The organism is Vallitalea sediminicola, assembly GCF_054408565.1.
This window is the reverse complement of record NZ_BTPT01000078.1, coordinates 20,879-37,663: the sequence shown is the minus strand read 5'-3', so window position 1 is coordinate 37,663 and position 16,785 is coordinate 20,879. Positions and strand designations below refer to the sequence as shown.

General features: G+C 30.0%; 23 protein-coding genes. 3 read left to right on the top strand and 20 right to left on the bottom strand.

The annotated features are described in order from the left end of the window. Positions 1–829: 829 nt before the first annotated feature. The 3 genes from ACX6CF_RS23990 (at position 830) to ACX6CF_RS23980 (ending at position 2,321) form a co-directional block, all read left to right on the top strand. Complete coding sequence (locus ACX6CF_RS23990; protein ID WP_458787906.1) at positions 830–1,210, top strand: helix-turn-helix domain-containing protein; 381 nt, start codon at positions 830–832, stop codon at positions 1,208–1,210. Positions 1,211–1,418: 208 nt separating this feature from the next. Then, positions 1,419–1,922, top strand: a complete 504-nt coding sequence (locus tag ACX6CF_RS23985; RefSeq protein WP_458787905.1) for a hypothetical protein — start codon at positions 1,419–1,421, stop codon at positions 1,920–1,922. 165 nt (positions 1,923–2,087) lie between these two features. After that, complete coding sequence (locus ACX6CF_RS23980; protein ID WP_458787904.1) at positions 2,088–2,321, top strand: hypothetical protein; 234 nt, start codon at positions 2,088–2,090, stop codon at positions 2,319–2,321. 100 nt (positions 2,322–2,421) lie between these two features. On the opposite strand, the gene ACX6CF_RS23975 is transcribed toward ACX6CF_RS23980, so the two are convergent. The 20 genes from ACX6CF_RS23975 to ACX6CF_RS23880 all read right to left on the bottom strand — a co-directional run bounded on the left by ACX6CF_RS23975 (position 2,422) and on the right by ACX6CF_RS23880 (position 16,753). Further along, a complete protein-coding gene (locus tag ACX6CF_RS23975; protein ID WP_458787903.1) occupies positions 2,422–2,685 on the bottom strand; it encodes a hypothetical protein in 264 nt (87 codons plus the stop codon). Positions 2,686–2,751: 66 nt separating this feature from the next. Further along, positions 2,752–3,066 carry a hypothetical protein gene (locus ACX6CF_RS23970; protein WP_458787902.1) on the bottom strand — a complete coding sequence of 105 codons (315 nt, stop codon included), beginning with the start codon at positions 3,064–3,066 and terminating at the stop codon, positions 2,752–2,754. A gap of 335 nt (positions 3,067–3,401) precedes the next feature. Next, complete coding sequence (locus tag ACX6CF_RS23965) at positions 3,402–3,545, bottom strand: hypothetical protein (protein ID WP_458787901.1); 144 nt, start codon at positions 3,543–3,545, stop codon at positions 3,402–3,404. Between the two features lie 559 nt (positions 3,546–4,104). Then, a complete protein-coding gene (locus tag ACX6CF_RS23960; RefSeq protein ID WP_458787900.1) occupies positions 4,105–4,899 on the bottom strand; it encodes a hypothetical protein in 795 nt (264 codons plus the stop codon). 597 nt (positions 4,900–5,496) lie between these two features. Beyond that, complete coding sequence (locus ACX6CF_RS23955) at positions 5,497–5,739, bottom strand: hypothetical protein (RefSeq protein WP_458787899.1); 243 nt, start codon at positions 5,737–5,739, stop codon at positions 5,497–5,499. Between the two features lie 102 nt (positions 5,740–5,841). Then, positions 5,842–6,021 (bottom strand): hypothetical protein, encoded by a 180-nt coding sequence (locus tag ACX6CF_RS23950; RefSeq protein WP_458787898.1) that lies wholly within the window; start codon positions 6,019–6,021, stop codon positions 5,842–5,844. A gap of 17 nt (positions 6,022–6,038) precedes the next feature. Further along, a complete protein-coding gene (locus ACX6CF_RS23945; RefSeq protein WP_458787897.1) occupies positions 6,039–6,869 on the bottom strand; it encodes a hypothetical protein in 831 nt (276 codons plus the stop codon). Positions 6,870–6,881: 12 nt separating this feature from the next. Then, on the bottom strand, positions 6,882–7,148 hold the full coding sequence (locus tag ACX6CF_RS23940; RefSeq protein WP_458787896.1) for a hypothetical protein: 267 nt from the start codon (positions 7,146–7,148) through the stop codon (positions 6,882–6,884). Positions 7,149–7,317: 169 nt separating this feature from the next. Beyond that, entirely contained in the window at positions 7,318–8,649 is a 1,332-nt protein-coding gene (locus ACX6CF_RS23935; protein WP_458787895.1) for a stalk domain-containing protein, read from the bottom strand. A gap of 109 nt (positions 8,650–8,758) precedes the next feature. After that, on the bottom strand, positions 8,759–8,917 hold the full coding sequence (locus ACX6CF_RS23930) for a hypothetical protein (RefSeq protein ID WP_458787894.1): 159 nt from the start codon (positions 8,915–8,917) through the stop codon (positions 8,759–8,761). Continuing rightward, positions 8,917–9,162: a hypothetical protein gene (locus tag ACX6CF_RS23925; RefSeq protein ID WP_458787893.1), complete on the bottom strand. Its 246-nt coding sequence runs from the start codon at positions 9,160–9,162 to the stop codon at positions 8,917–8,919. The genes ACX6CF_RS23930 and ACX6CF_RS23925 overlap by 1 nt, the downstream gene beginning before the upstream one ends. Before the next feature lie 16 nt (positions 9,163–9,178). Next, positions 9,179–10,765, bottom strand: coding sequence for a phage tail-collar fiber domain-containing protein (locus ACX6CF_RS23920; protein ID WP_458787892.1), 1,587 nt, complete (start codon positions 10,763–10,765; stop codon positions 9,179–9,181). 14 nt (positions 10,766–10,779) lie between these two features. Then, on the bottom strand, positions 10,780–11,343 hold the full coding sequence (locus tag ACX6CF_RS23915; RefSeq protein WP_458787891.1) for a phage tail protein I: 564 nt from the start codon (positions 11,341–11,343) through the stop codon (positions 10,780–10,782). Continuing rightward, on the bottom strand, positions 11,336–12,433 hold the full coding sequence (locus tag ACX6CF_RS23910; RefSeq protein WP_458787890.1) for a baseplate assembly protein: 1,098 nt from the start codon (positions 12,431–12,433) through the stop codon (positions 11,336–11,338). Before ACX6CF_RS23910 ends, ACX6CF_RS23915 begins: the two co-directional genes overlap by 8 nt. After that, a complete protein-coding gene (locus ACX6CF_RS23905; protein WP_458787889.1) occupies positions 12,426–12,728 on the bottom strand; it encodes a hypothetical protein in 303 nt (100 codons plus the stop codon). The genes ACX6CF_RS23910 and ACX6CF_RS23905 overlap by 8 nt, the downstream gene beginning before the upstream one ends. A 4-nt stretch (positions 12,729–12,732) precedes the next feature. Next, positions 12,733–13,125, bottom strand: coding sequence for a phage tail protein (locus tag ACX6CF_RS23900; RefSeq protein ID WP_458787888.1), 393 nt, complete (start codon positions 13,123–13,125; stop codon positions 12,733–12,735). Then, the gene (locus ACX6CF_RS23895) at positions 13,122–13,343 is read right to left on the bottom strand and encodes a hypothetical protein (protein WP_458787887.1); all 222 of its coding nucleotides are present in this window, start codon (positions 13,341–13,343) and stop codon (positions 13,122–13,124) included. The genes ACX6CF_RS23900 and ACX6CF_RS23895 overlap by 4 nt, the downstream gene beginning before the upstream one ends. After that, entirely contained in the window at positions 13,343–14,272 is a 930-nt protein-coding gene (locus ACX6CF_RS23890; protein ID WP_458787886.1) for a phage late control D family protein, read from the bottom strand. The genes ACX6CF_RS23895 and ACX6CF_RS23890 overlap by 1 nt, the downstream gene beginning before the upstream one ends. Continuing rightward, a complete protein-coding gene (locus ACX6CF_RS23885) occupies positions 14,272–14,475 on the bottom strand; it encodes a tail protein X (protein ID WP_458787885.1) in 204 nt (67 codons plus the stop codon). The genes ACX6CF_RS23890 and ACX6CF_RS23885 overlap by 1 nt, the downstream gene beginning before the upstream one ends. Then, a complete protein-coding gene (locus ACX6CF_RS23880) occupies positions 14,468–16,753 on the bottom strand; it encodes a phage tail tape measure protein (RefSeq protein ID WP_458787884.1) in 2,286 nt (761 codons plus the stop codon). The genes ACX6CF_RS23885 and ACX6CF_RS23880 overlap by 8 nt, the downstream gene beginning before the upstream one ends. Between the last annotated feature and the right edge of the window lie 32 nt (positions 16,754–16,785).

Below are 16,785 nucleotides of genomic sequence, written 5' to 3'. Positions count from 1 at the left end.
TTTTGATGTTGACATTTACAAATAACAAGCATAATGTATATTAAGTCTGGTGAAGATATAATACGTTTCGGGGTAATGACTGGAATTATAGCTGTAGCAGGTATGTTTGTAAGTTTTATGGGGGCATATACACTTTATAGGCAAGAACATCCTTTTAAAAATGAATCAGTTGAAAATGAAGATAATGGTAATTAAATTTATTATTTTAATTGTAGAATCCCTGAGGAATAATCCTTAGGGTAATTTTTATATATATTCAAAAATTATTATTAAGAAAACATGATTAATAAACATTTGTTCCATTCCTTAATAATATAATAGTAAAAAGAGGTTTTATAATGATGAATAAACAAAAATTTATTGCTATATTTTTTTCAGTAATTTTTCTTATAATTAGTATAGTACAATTAATAATTGGTAATTACTTTCCTGCAATATTACTTAGTTTTGCGTCATTATGTTTTTTTATAGCTTACAAACTCTTTTAATATAATAGAGATGACTATATAAAAGCCAAAATACTTATAATTCCATTTTCTTAACCCTTCAATCTTTATAGTCGTTACTCTATCTTAGTAACCATACCTTCCTTAAAAAATCTCGAATAAGTTGATTTCATTTAACCTCAGTAATCAATGAACTATGACCATAATAGTTCCCTAAAAACCAATTATTTGATTTATATTAAAATTTAATTATTATAGACACAATATCATTCTATTAAATGATAGCTTAAAGTAATTTCAAGTAATTATTATACATTTTGCTACATATTATTGAATGTTCCATTGCGCAACGTTATAATAATTCAGAAAGGATTTGATACTATATGTTACCTCAGAGATTAAAAATTTTAAGAAAACAAAATAATTGGACACAATTAATCACAGCTACCAAACTACATATCCCCAGAGGAACTTACGCACATTATGAAATAGGAAAACGACAGCCAGACTATGGAACCTTAAGTAACATAGCTGATTTATATAATGTTTCTATTGATTATCTAATAGGTAGGACTGATGATTGTACTCCAATAGGGCAACAAAAAAAGTCAAAAGAAATTAATGAGCAAATCAATGATTTGCTTATACAGATTCAAGAAAATGGCAAAGATTCTATTAATGAAGAAACCAAAAAAATTCTTATTAAGATGTTAAACACTACGAAAGAACTAGTACAAAATATTAACAAAAATATTAATCTTTAACTATTACATATTATTATTACTTACTTGGATAAAAAGCAGTAGGATTATTCTATCCACTGCTCTTTACACTAGCTAATGCCAATCATCAGAAGAATCATTAAAATACATTTGTGGAAAACGGAATTTAATCTGTTAACTATGCGATAGAATCAATCAGTATTATATTTTGAGATCTATTCTTATAAACTTTTATAAAGGAAGGATTTATATGCAAACTACAAAAAAAATAATAGGTTTTGTTTTATTAGGAATCATAATTACATTAATAATATATATTTGTTACTTTGAATTAATCTATAGATCTGATGTAGTGACTTATTTTAATATTGATGCTAAAGAAGTTACTAAAATAACAATATTCGAGAATAAGATAGGTACTGAAGCTCTTGATAAAAATACACTTATAAAATATGAAGTAGATTCCAAAAATGAGGTTTTGGAATTAATAAGCAAATTAGAAAACTGTAAATTAAAGCAAAAAGTATATAAACAATTTAAATTTAATCATGGTATACCAATAAATCAAAAAAATGATATTCTTACTGATTACATGATAATGATCTATTTACCTAATAATCAATATGACTTTTATATATCAGGCGGTAGATTTATACGTGTTAATGTAGACAATAAAAATACAGCTTCTAAAAGTAATTTTATTTTTGAAGTTATAGGTAAACCTTTTGATTTGCAAATAACAGGTGAGATATAGCAATACTATGGAATACTTGAAGTTAGAAATATAATATCAAATAAAAAATCAAACAGCAATTCACCAAGTTTAATTGCTGAAACTCCAACTATAATTACTAAAAGATATATATAATAATTATTTCTAATATACTTCTTAAGATGAGTAATTACTCTGGGTGCAATTATGAAGCAAATCAATATAAAATTAATAAATGATATTACCCCAAATATGTCAAAAGTTATAACAAATTCAGATATAGAAGTTATAAAAGAAAGAACAAACGCAATAATAAAAAATATGATTATTTTACTATATTTATTTAATAATTTGATTATCATAGCTATCACCTCATTGAAGTATAAAGTTTTAAATGATTTGATAGTAGTTATTCTACTACCAAACCATCAGATTCATTAAATTTACAGGCGGGGTTCGCTCCATATTTGTTGACACCATAATATGGTTTTTTATAATAACTAAAATTCTCCATATAAATCTTAAATATTTATATTGGTGTCTAACTTACTTTGATAAGACTTAATAAAAATTTTGTTAGCATTTCTGCTTTCTTATTAGATAATATACGCTCTCCTTTATTATGGGCTATTTCAATAATAACATTCCACTTTTTTGACTTTACTACTTCTATGAGCTCTTTTTCTAAAGCAACTACATATTGTTCTAATTCAATTTCCTTGAATTCTTCAACAAGCTTCTCTATTTCATTATAATCTGCACTCATATTAAAATAGCAATCAAAAAAATATTCGATTATCTCCATATAGTTAGTTCCTTGTAATCTACTGGTATCTCCTAGAATAATTTAAATCCACCTCTAATTAAATAACTATTCACGCTTAGATGAACATATATTAATAACTTCATCCTTCAACTCACTAATCTCAGAAATATGCCATTCAAAATCAGTAATAAACTTATGAATCTTCATTAGTTTATCTAGAGTTTCATCACTGCCAATAGATTCAAACGAATTAAAAGCTAACATGTCTTTCTCATACTGATTCATTAAATTCCCAAAATCCTCTATGTTCTCTTTCTGTTCATTTAACTTGTTTTCAAAATTTTCATCAAGTTGGTTTTCTATTAAAATTCCTTCTAGATAGTTAATCGTCTCTGAAAAATATGAAATAAGATCTTTCAATTTATTATCACCATCCCTTCATTACTCTACCGATTGCTTTAGCCGTTTTATCTGCATTAAGTGTACCATCTAGATTCAATACATATTTCACTTTACCAAGTTTATCAATTACCGCTAAATGATCTTTATGTAATCCATCAAGATATACACCATACGCTTTCTTTAAATTATCATTAGTATAATAATTATCAGTAATTTCTAGTGAAAGCTCATTAAATTCTAACTCAAGTTTAATTTCAGTTTCATGATATACCTTTCCTGTTTCCTTTAAGAAATCACCAGTTTTATATAACCGTGATTCAATATTATCTAGGTCTTTATCAAGTTTGTTTAATTCATAGTCTATATTTTATGTCTGAATCTAGTGAATTACTTATTCCAAAAAAACAATCCTTTGTATTTTCTATTCTCGAAGCCATATTCTTCAGTCGACTTTCTTTATAGGTTAATTCTTCTGATTTAATAGAAATAGCTTGCATTATATCCATCCTTTATATTAGCATAAGCATTTAAGTAATAAAATGCATAAATTAATGATTTTTATTACTTTTTAGTAGCATTTTAGGATTGAAAAAATAAATATATTTAAAACCTTTGATCAAAACTTATATTATAGATAAAAAAATACAATTTCTAGTCACTTAACATCTAACTAGAAGTTGTATTTTTAATAATATGTATTTATTGTTTTTTTATTTGTTTACCCGTGTGGTCCATGTAATAATCATCTCTAATGATTAATTCAGATATAGGAACGATTTCATAGCCTTTCTCCTTTAAGGCATCTAGTATAGGTCTTATTGCTTCTGGTGTGTATTTAGCATCGTTATGAAAAAGGATTATTGAACCATTTGATAATTGTTTGTGTTGGACAACCGTTTTTATTTCGTGGTCTACCCCATATTCTTTCCAATCAAGACTATCCTCTTCAGTTATAAAATGACAAAGATATTATTATAAAGAGAATACTATTAGTATTCCCTTTATAATAAGTAATGACAACTATAAAATAATTGATATTTTATTTTCTGCTACAATTTAATTTACTGGCTTAAACTGAAAAGCATAGCTTTGTTTATTCCCTCTTACATATTCTACATATACTCTATATTTATGATTTGCTATCATGTAGAAAGGTGTATAGGTATTTCCAATAATTGTACCTTGATGGATAATTTCACCTGTTGCATCATCTACCATATATGTAAATACCGCATTTTCAGTACCTGATGATAAAAACTGATATCTTACTTGTTGGCTTTCTGTAGCAGTATATTCAAAATAATCAACATCGCTAGAATCTTTTATAGATCCAATATATTGCTTCATATCTGGACATATATTAGCAGTTTCTTGAGTATTATTAGGCTCTTCTTCCATACTAGACTTTAAAACTAAATGACCTATCTCCTCATCTGTAAGTGATAATTGATAAGTTGTGTTTGATGAACCATTTAATCCTAGCACTCTTATATAGTACCTATGACCTTTTTTAAAACGAAAATCTTTTTCAGTTACTTTTGAAGTCATGATTTCAGCAGTTAATAAATCTCCTGTAGTTTCATCATATATCCAAGCTACAAATCCGTCATTAGTTGCTTGGTGTATAAATAAAAAATGTACATCTCTATCTTCACTAAGAATCTTAGTTCTATAATAATCATTATCCTGATTATCAGTTGCTATTCCACAAGTAACTGATGTCAATTCAACCATATTTGCTTGTGCTAATGAATCATTTGGTTCCATCTCATCAGCGGCTTTAACATTTATAGATATAGACATTACCATAATTAACGCTAAGCATAAAGTACTTATTTTCTTAATATTCATTTTATATCTCCTTCACTGTTTAATGATATTTACTTGATTAATTTATATTAAAGCTGCAGCATTAATAACGATTTCAAATAATACTTATACTATTAGTTAACTGAATCTTCTCATTGATTTTATCTTATTCTATGGATTTTTATTTTTTTATCTTTTTATTATTTATTATACTATTTCTATTCAACTATTCAATGCCATTATTAATTTTCGTTATTTTTAAATTATTAATAAAATACTCTAACTTTATATAAGGACAAATTATCTTATAAGGTTACAAATTATTTTATTTTTGTTAATTTTAACCGAATTTAGTACATATTTTTTATTTATATTTACAATTAATATTTTTATATGCAAATAATACAATTTATGCAATATTTATATTTACTTTTAACACAAAATAATTTTACACCTATATAACAACTTATCTTTTTATGTAAATTTTACAAGTATCTTAAATATAACTATAATTCATAATATTGCTTTATTATATTTATCCATTATTCAAATTAAAAATCAAACAAAAAAGTCCTACCTCCAATTAAGAAAGTAAGACTGTACCTATACTAAAGCTTGTTTTCGCTAATAAATTTCATATCATTTTATGTATTCTTTAACTTTAAACCAAACAATTTTATCATAGATAAGATACTCATTTATATCTGTATAAGGCTCAATTGACTCATCTGAGAAACTATAAAATGGTAATCCAGTACCATTTGATCTATCAATATACCATCTCATGAAATTATCAACTTTATTCATAGTAATTCTATATTCATATATATCTGTTGTGGTTAATTTAATTTGTAATACTGCTGTATTTACCTTTTCAACCATAGCAGAAACAATATTTGAGTCTGGACTTTCGACATCATTCTTTACTGCACGTAGAATATAATAATAAGTAACTCCTAGTTTAATCCATGAATTCTATATTAATTATTCAGGTTTATCTAAAGCTGTAGACTTACCAAAATAAAAAGCCACTACCATAAGGATTACGCTATAAGATTTATCTGCATCAATACTACCAGTAATGCTTAATACGATAAATAATATAACAACTAATATAGCTATAATTTTTCTAACCTCTAGTAATGAAGTTAATTTTTCTTTCATTAATAAACACGCCCTTCTTATAACAATTTTTCCAGATTATATTTTTCAACCAGGTAATGCTCCATTCTATCCAAGAAAACCATTAATTGCTCTTCTGTCACTATATTCTTAGCCCCTTTACCGTCATTAACTCCATTAACCCTGAACTTATCCCACGCATTTCTAGCCCAACATGAAACATCTTCTGTATTAAAACAATCTAGATAATATTTACCGTAGCGTTCTTGATAACGTTTCTGTAGAACCTTTGATATCCTACTCCTATCTATTATGATTTTACCTACATAGACACCTTCTACATATCTACCGTTTTTATAACACCCTAGAATGTTAACTATTTTGTCAAAATCCTCTTTTTCTACAGTTTGACACCCAGTACTCCAAGCCCATTTATCACTATCATTAACGCTTCTATTATGTAGATTAATACCACTAGAAATACTTTTATATTCTATATAATCTTTACTGTTTCGAATTACTGGTACACTTTCCCCTCCCCGCTCTAGTTCAAAAGCTTTTATTCGTTTGCTTCCATGTGACTTAGTATATAATGAATATATTCCTGTACAAACAGTAGGAGTTTTTGACCCACTATTAAACCTACCCAATGGATCCATAGGAATGTCTGGAAGAGTACTAGCATTTTTAGTAAGGAATATTAATTCTCCATTCTTAAATATTCCAAGGGCTGCACCCATTCTTCCTAGTGGATGTAATTTTGTTGCCAAACTATTTGGTTTCCCTCTATAATCTCCAAGTCCTTCTGCCAAAATTGTAACAAATTTTTCTTGTTTTAGTTTTGGGAATTTTACTAAATATGAATTATATAATTCTATGATTTGTTTCATCAAAACACCCTTTCAATTTATAGCCATAAAAATAGCCAGTAACGTATTAACTAACGCTACTAGCCATGCTATGTACTCTCTGTAATTCTTTTTGTTATCATCTCTATTTTCTAGTTTCTGAACTCTATCATCTACATCATTTATAGTCTGTCTTAATCCGTTGTAGTCTCTTATGAGGGTCTTAGTTTCCGTCATTGCAATAGTCAGATCATTTGTCTCTTTAGTTACTTTTTGTATAGCCTCATAGAATTCTTTTTGACTTACTGTATTCTCATTCATTACCTTCCCCCAATCTTAATTTACTAGTACGCATCAGTATCCTATTTCGTTACACTTAAAAACGTCACAAGTTTTTACTTCTTGTGACGTTTAATGTTCTTATTTTATTGTTACCATCTTCAAATGATAGTAGCTTTATAACTTATTGTATTTAAATAAGCAAATTAGTCTAATACAATCCAAAATATTTAGGAGTATTATTTATATCATGTCCATATATACTTTTTAATCCATCTATGCTAACATTATAATGAGTATCCAATTTCAATGTAGACGTTGTTAATAAAATTGATTTCTGATCAGAGCCAATCTGTACGTCTAATATCTTCGCATATGTTTCTTCATCACCGAATTTCTCATAAATAATGTAATTAGATAAATTACTAATTGTTGCTTCATCAACTTTGAAATTAAAATTCACTTTTACAGTAGTAATTGAAGTAGCGTCAGCTCTAAGCATACCAAAACTATTACTAGATATTTGTGGACGGCAACCCAAAATAAGTCTATCACTTTCATAATCCAATTTGTTCCCATTTAAATCAATCATACCATTTATTCTCGCTTTATATAGAGCAGATTCTTGTTTACTTGTTGTAAGTTTAACTATGGTACCAGTTGAATCAAGTTCTGCCTTAGAAATAATAAGCCTAGTATGTGATTCATTCTTTTGCTTAAAAATATAATTATTTATATCTTCTGCTGCTTTCTTATCAAGTTGCTTATTAACAATTACATTTATTGTGTTATAGTCCAAAGTTTCAATTACCACCATTTCAAACTCACCTTCAGTTATAAAAGAAATTCCATCCATACCATCCGTTTTTTTGCTTACATATGTTTCATTTGCATCATCTATAATATTACTTGCTAAATCAACAACATCTCTAACTTGTATGTTATATAGTGTGAGACTTTTATGAGCTTTTGTTGTAAGTACAATCTTCTTTTTACTATCATCAAGCTCAGCTTTTATTATTTGAAACTCATTACCACTTCCAACCTTTTGCTTGATTTGATAATTAGTAATATCTTCTGCTGATATTTTATCAACTTCCTCACTATAAGTTACTTCTACCAAGTTTTTTGATAGAGCTATCACTTGAACAATTGTTGGTTTAATATTATCAGCATTAGATACTATCTCTTCTGTTGATTTCTCTACTGTAGCATCATCTGATGAATTGATATTCTCTATGTCATTAATATGTACTGTTCTTGTTTCTTGATCCCACTCAATATTTTTATCTAATACTTCTGACACATTTCTTATTGGTATATATGTTGTACCTTTATACATAATACTAAATGGTACAGTTACTCCATTGCTTAAGTTATAACTTTCACCTATTTCTGCAACCTTCTTATTATTTGCACAAATATTTATACTATTTAACACAACATCAATAGATCTAACTACCTCATCTGCATAAACAAAAGTAGTTGTACATAATACACATGCGACTAAAAATCCAATAATAAAACCCTTACAATTTTTCATATTATTTCCCCTTTATTTAACTTTAATATAATTAATTTCACATATGTATTATACTGTTATACTAAATACATGTCAACATACTTTATTTCTATCTGTATACTATGACGTACTAAATGGCTTGACTGTATTCTATGATATAGTTCTCAATAGCGATCTTATATCTAGCGTGAATAATATCATCTATTGTAAATACATCTTTTGTTTTTGGATTCATACCTTTGTTAATAATTCTTTCAGCTATAATTCTAACTACTATTTCATTAATCATTAGAATATACCTCCTTCTATCTTTTCATTTTCCAGTAATAGTACCTTGTTCTCTAAATCTTTATATGTAGGTTTGGTTCTAATATCATCTATTATTAATTTGTGGGGTATTGATGATACATCTACTTTAATAATTATTTTATTATCATCAATTTGCTTAGTTTCAATGATATTTAATTGTTCATAACCTTCTAAAATATTTACAATCTTACCCATTCTATCATAAACTGTAGTTATTTTAGTCATTTTATATTTCACCTCTTTATCCATATACTATTGATGTAAAAGTCACATTATATGGTCCTCTACTAGTAGCTCCTATTGATAAATGCCAATCAAACCCAGTGCTACTAATATTTTTAGCTTGTGAACCAAAATAGCTACCTGAATTATATTCTATATAAAACTCTAAATCTAAAGGACTCATTTGACTGTTATACATCCATATTGCAAAACACTTTGATTCTAGATTCCAAAAGTCGCTACAAAACTTTATAACCTTAGGTTTAAACGGAGTATCAACTCTAATTGTCAGGTGCCGACCAGTATAGGAGTAAGTTTGAGTTGTTTGTTTTGTGAAAATCCTTATGGGTTCTATAGTCCCAATAATACCGTTAATATTAACTCCATTTCTAATATTACTAGGTATCAAATTACTTAAATTCATAATCCCTACAATATCATTATCATCATCATTGCTGAACGTTCTACCTGCTAGTACATGTTCAGCAAGGGCATTTCCCTCTGCACTAGCCTGCAAGAAAAAATGTGTTCCATTATACCATACCGTATAAAACTTACCACTTTTTATATTTGGTGCTGTAGTAGTGTTTGGTTTATATAGATTTTTAGCTCCTAAATTGTTAATGTCTATGGTAGTAGCTCCACTACTATTATCATGACTTGCGATAAATGTTAGCTTCATATTAGCTGTATAAGCTGTCACACTAGGCATACTTAATCTTATAGCTATTCCTGTTCCTCTAGCCACTATTACGTTAGCAATATCAGCCAATGCTGTACTAATTTGTTTCACAGCTTTAGAACTTGCAACAGTACTTGAACTATCCAAATCTACTCTATCACTAATCTCTCTATTAACTTCCGCCCCTTCTTCAATCCCTGCTAACTTATTCTTTTCCCCCGAACTATAATCCTCTGTACTAAGCCCTCTCCCATTAACCTTAACAACTCTATTATTAACCTTATCATTAACCTGTTTCACAGCCTTGGAACTAGCAGCAGTCTCACTACTATCTATAGAAATACTATCACTAATCACTCTATTAACTTCTGCCCCTTCTTCAATCCCTGCTAACTTATCCTTTTCTTCTGTACTATAATTCTCATCACTAAGTCCCTTACCCTCAACCTTACTAACTTTACTCTCAACATCTTTCTTAGAAGCAAATATTAGACTCTCATCAATAGTAGCTGTAACATTCTCTGCTTGACCTACAATAACAACAACATCAATATTCTTTTCAACAATATCCGTACCTGCTGCAGGAATATACTCAGCATTACTTCTTGCATTTGCATAGCAATATAATATTTCTCCTTCGTCAGGATCCTCTGCAAAGACTCCAATCTCTCTGAAATAAAATCCTTCTTGCAGCTCTTTATTAGTAACAATAGTTCTAATAGTAACTTGATTCCCATTCCTACGTATATTACTTATATTCAAAACATGTAATGAATTCTTAAGATCATTCATATCCAATATTGAACCACTACCAATCTCACCGTCACCAATCTTCACATTAGTATAAGTAAGGGCAATTCCTGTCTGTGCCTTAACCTGTAGGTTTCTACCCTTATTAGTTAGTATAAGTCCTCCAAAACTCAAAATACCACCTTCTTTCAATTAACTTGATGTAATACCAGTAAGTCACCAGTATGCACAATAGCTCCAATAGTTAAATTCATGTTGTTGGTTTTACGGATGATAATGTTATTTAAATGAGACCTACTATTCTTAACACTATTTAATGCCAGTTGAAAATCATTAGCCTTAGTATTGGTAACATCAGCATTAGTAGTGACAACATTAAAAGTATAAGGTTCACCATTATATTCAAACCATTCCTCAACATAACCATCACCAAAAACAGTAGTTATCAATTCCTCTACACTAGAAGGAGTACCCTTTTTCTTATGCCATCTTATAGAATTTCTATTGAGTTCTATTTTTTTACTAATATCCAAACTAGTATCATAAAAATCAACATGATATTGCCAAGCAAGATAATCAAGCATCTCATCATCCAACGATTCCATGTTTTGTATGTAACTTAACATAGGTATAACAGAATTGATGTCTTTTATCTCTTCATCCAGTGCTTTACACATTGTTGCAACATTCTTATCTTCTCTTAGATGGTTAGGTAAAAGGTTCAAAAGTGATACTTGGGATAGATTAATCATCTTCAAAACCTCCAAATTTGATATTTACATTATCCTCTATTGCAACCTGGTCATTATTAATTACTTTATATACAGGTGAATTCACTTCCACTCTAAGAGCACCTTCATTAATAATATTTGCTATCAATCTGGAAGGATTAATGTTAAGACCTAACTTACTCTTTTGCCACTTGATATAATCAGCTATTGCATCATTGACTTTTGAACTAATTTCATCTTTTTGAGCACTGTTGCTATTATGAATATAATAAGTTACATCTAGATCATAATTAATTACCCTTGGTGTAGTTACAATAACCTTATCTGTTAATGGTCTTATTCTCTTATCATTACAAATGCTATATACTTTCGAAATGACTTCCTCACTTGGCAGCACTCCATTATTAAGCAGTGGTTTAATAGTAACCTCTCCTGGATTAACTGAATAAACAGCAACATCAATAATATTTGCATCAGCTGTCTTAGCCCAATATTTATAACCACCTTCAGGACCTGCTGTACTAAAACTCTCTGGTGAATTTCTTATCCTATCTCTATAGATATCATCAGATTCAACCTCATTACCACCACCAGATATTGTTGTATTAGATACGCTTTTAAAATATGGGAAACCATCAACTATGTTATTTATCTGTCCAATCAAGAAGTCATTACCAATGTTACCTTTGCTAAGACAAGTAGCTTTTACCTCTACAAAAGTGCTACCTGCTTCTATGATAACCTCTTCATCAGTTGCAAAAAAAAGAGAACCATCAGGAGTTACCCTAGTCCCCTTTTTGATTATTACTTTAATATCTAGAATCTTACTAATGACAAACTTCAATATAGTTGTAGCAGCTGTAGCTTCCAAACGAATAACATTAGAAAACTTACCTAACTCATCTAAGCTATTACCCTGTGCAAATCTAAGAAGGTTAGCTTTACAGGCTTGGTCGATTACCACTCTTTGCTGTATGATAATGTTAGCTAGAGTTAAGAGAAATTGTTTCCTTGGGTCACCTGGATATAATTTCTCTCCACTAATCTTTTCAAACAATCCTATAATGTTATCAATAATATCTTGCGGATCCTTATTAACAAAATTAAACATTGATATCTAACCTCACTCTCGGTACTAGTACACCATCTTTTCCTTCATCATAGACAATATCTATAACTTTTACTCTTTGCTCATTATCATTAATTAGATCAATTATCTCAGATGTAAGTATAGCCTTAGCAACCTCACTAGTTTTATCAATAGCAGTACCAGTCAACCCTTGTCCCCTATTAAGTGGAACAGTTGATTTTAATGTCCTTAAGAGGTTACTTACATTCTGTATAATCTCTTCCTTGGTTGATGGGTCAAAATTAATTTCTCTTACATTACTTGTTACTTCAATCATAATATCACCTAACAAATTCCTTAAGGGTCACACTAACTTTAGCTTGTAGTAATCTTCCCTTATTATCAATATTAGTCCAACTCTCACTCATTGAACTTATGTACCACTTATGATTTCCTATAGGTTTTCCCCCAATGATTAGAAACTCGGTCTTTCCTTTATCTCTCATCTCATTTAAGAGTTCAATATTTTCTCTTGGTTTAACTCCTTTGAATATATCCAGAAACATGGAAAAACTAATTGTCTCTAACTCAGTACCTTTGAACTTTTGCTTTGGTTTGCCACCTATCACTTCTTGACTATCCCATACAGCAGAACCACTCTTCTCAAATTCATCAAAAGTCTTTACATGATCGGATGAAACACTAAAAACTACTTTACCAAATGTTCCAATCAATTATCCCACCCCTTGAATGTTCCTATACAGAAGCCTTTACTACCAACCATTATGCAAACAACATCATCTCCAATATCAACTAGCATATTATCTTTCATACAGTCTTTATATTGAAAAACAAGAGGTAGATAATCTGTAATACGATTATTATTGATGATAACCTGAACCCTATAATTAAATTTGTCTATATTTTGCACCTTACCAATCACTAGCTCCACTAGATCACTTCCTTAATACCTCTTACTTGTAATTTTGTATATGGTTCTTTTCCATAATGATGAACCGCTGATACAATCATGTACTTACCATCAAAACTATAGAAATCACTTAAGCCAATATTGAGAGCTGCACATAACTTAATGTCATAACCTAATCTTATATACCCTCTAGTTTCATTACCATTAACAGCTGCCAAAAAGTGTTTAGAGTAGCGTTCTGCCTCTGCAAGAGATTCTATATCTCTAACAACATTCAACATAGCTCCTTCATCAGCTTTCTTATAACTATACTTGATATTACCTATGACATCTCTAATATTACATCCAATATAATTAACTTTATCAGAACAACTTTTCAGATTATATCTATAGACATCTGACTTATTAATGGTACGAATCTCATTCTTTGACCAGTACCTTGATTTATCATACATAACAATCTGTTTATCAGCTAATTTCAGCCCTATACCTTCCTTGTAGCATAACTCACTTAGATAATCAAAATCAGTCTTATCCACTTGTTGACACATCCGATAACCATGATCATAGCAATCCATAATTAATTTAAAACCATATCTAGAACTAATATCCTCAGCTATCTGAGATAATCTAGTATTTTGCCATGTGTTGGTTCTTAACTCTTTTGCATCCAATGGAATAGATATACCTTTTATGGTTATCTCATCAGGTGGTCCATCAACTTCAATTTCATCTATAAACATAGTTCCACAACTAACCTTATCAAGGATGGCTTTTATCTCTTGCCCTTTATCAGGCTGCCAATCCAAGTTCCAGATACCAGTATTATTCTCAAAAGAAACTTCTATACTATCAGCTTTCCCTGTAGCATGTTCTGTATAAACTATTGACTTGAGACTGCCCTTCAAGTAACTAGTTATATCATAATTATCAATAAGAACCTTATACATTAACTCACCTTCCAAGGGGGCAACTGACTTATTTTATCCTCTGGTAATGTAGGTACTACTATTTCTATGTTAGCTGAAAAAACAACTACATGGATATACAACGGATTAGTGTCCATTAATATATCCATGTATTTCTCATCACCATATACTTTATAAGAAATAATGTCCCAAGTATCACCTTGGATAGTAATATAATTATGCATAAGATTCACGTCCTTTGTCATCCTCATATCGTTCTATCATTTCTTTGAATTTCTCATAAAGAGTTAGCATCTCTTTTCTAACCTCTTGGCTTGTATTCCCTTGTACCTTAGGAGCAAATACATAAGTATTACCATTTTTTTGATTTAGCAACCCAAGTTTCTCCCCTGTTTGCTTCCACAACATAATCGAACGAGGATTACTCTTCTTAATAGGTATAACTGACTCAGTACCTGCTTCACCTGCAATAGATGGACCATTGGTAAAACCACCTTTCGCTAGTAAAGGTAACTTAGGAATATTTACTTTAAAATCCTTACCTCCAATAAAAGGTACCCAATCAGGAATCTTGAATCCAATCTTATTAATACCATTGATAGCACCGTTAATGATGGATATAACTACATTAAGTGGAGTCTTGACAAGTCCTCCTAGAGATTCAAATATACCACCGAAGATATCTTTTATTCCACCCCAGGCTTTCGACCAATTACCAGTGAATACTCCTGTAATAAAATCAATGATACCGCCAAATGTTGTTATCAATCCTCCTATAACAGATTTAATACCACCAATAACATTAGTAACAAGAAATCCTACAGCTGGCATTACGAACTTTACTGCACCTAAGAACGCATCAAACACAGGCTTTAATGCTATGATTAATTGACCTATCTTACCAAATACAGCTCCTGCTTTAGTTGCTAGATAAGAAAAACCCTTGATGACTTGTGGAATAATACTCTTAGCTATGAAACCAAATACTCTATTAAATATGGGTAGTAGATTATCAACTAGGTAGCCTATTATCTTCATAAATATGGGATATATCTTCTGAAAACAATTATCAATGCTTCTAACCATCTTACCTACTACAGGAACAATCTTTTTAGCTGCTTCAACAAAATTATTTATGAATACTTGGATATGAGGTCTAATCTTATTGAAAATACCTGCCATAGAAGCAATCATATCTTTTCCTAATTTCAATCTACGCTCAAAAGTCTCTTTGAATTCCTTCTTAAAAACATTGATGATAGGCATTACAATCTGCTTAGTTTTATTAAAAGCTTTTACAGCCCCATTCTTGAATGTGTTAATGTACTGTCCAACTTTCTTTATGTATGGACCCGACTTACTAGAAAAATTCACAATGTAATCAGCTGCCTTTTCAACAAATGGTAACAACTTCTCACCTATGGAGATCATTGCAACATTACCTAACTGTTTCAACCTGTCTATTGGGTCTTTCTTGATTAAGAAAGCTTTTTCAGTTGCTCCTGCTGCTTTATTCATTGCTAAAGTTTTCTGTGTAAAATTCTCAGCCTGTGAACCAGTCAAAGCTAGAACAGCATTCTTGGCTTCAACACTTCCAAAAAGATTAGCAAAAGCAACTTCATTACCATTAACATGATCTTTCAATTCACCTAGTATTTTCCCTAATCCTTCTGTCTGCATTGCTGTAGCTGCGTTCTTATAACCTAGACTCTTAATAGCTTTTTCCATATCTCCTGAAGGTTTTAAAAATGCTTGAAAAGTAGATTTTAATTGAGTAGATACCTCAGCTGTATTACCAGTAACACCAGTTAATGTAGCCATAGCACCAAATAACTCTTCTTGTTTTACTTTCAATGTACCTGCCAGTGGAACAACTTTACCCATGTTAGCAGCTAACTCAGGGAACTCTGTCTGACCTAACTTAACTGTCATAAAAGCAAGGTCAGAAGCCTTTTCCATTGCTTTCAGGCTAGTATCTCCATAACCTTTTGTTACTCCTGACAAAAGATTGATTGAATCCTTGACCTCTGCGTTTCCTGCTATAGCTCCTTTTGAAGCAACTTTCAATCTTTCCATTGAATCAGCTTGATCACCAAATGCCGATACTGTCTGATATGCTCCTTTGGTTAATAAGTTGGTTGAAACTCCAAGGTCAACAGATAGTTTCTTAACATCTTTTGACATATTGTTGATCTTCTTATTAACATTACCATCTAATAGAGTAGCAACATCCTCCATCTCATTCTTGAACTCTCTAGATTTCTTAATAGTTCCTGTCAATCCTTTTACACCTGCATAAGCAGCACCTAGACCACCAAGACTTTTAACTATTCCTGAACAAGCCCCTTTAATGACTTTATTGTTTTTCTTCATCATAGAACTAGACTTACTTATATTCTTATTTAATTTAGTCACACTCTTAGAGGCATGAGTAAAATTTTTATTAAACTTACTACCTAATTCAGCACCGAGAATAAATCCAACCTTAAACGTTGTAGACATATTATTCCCTCATTTCTTTCATAAGCTCTAGA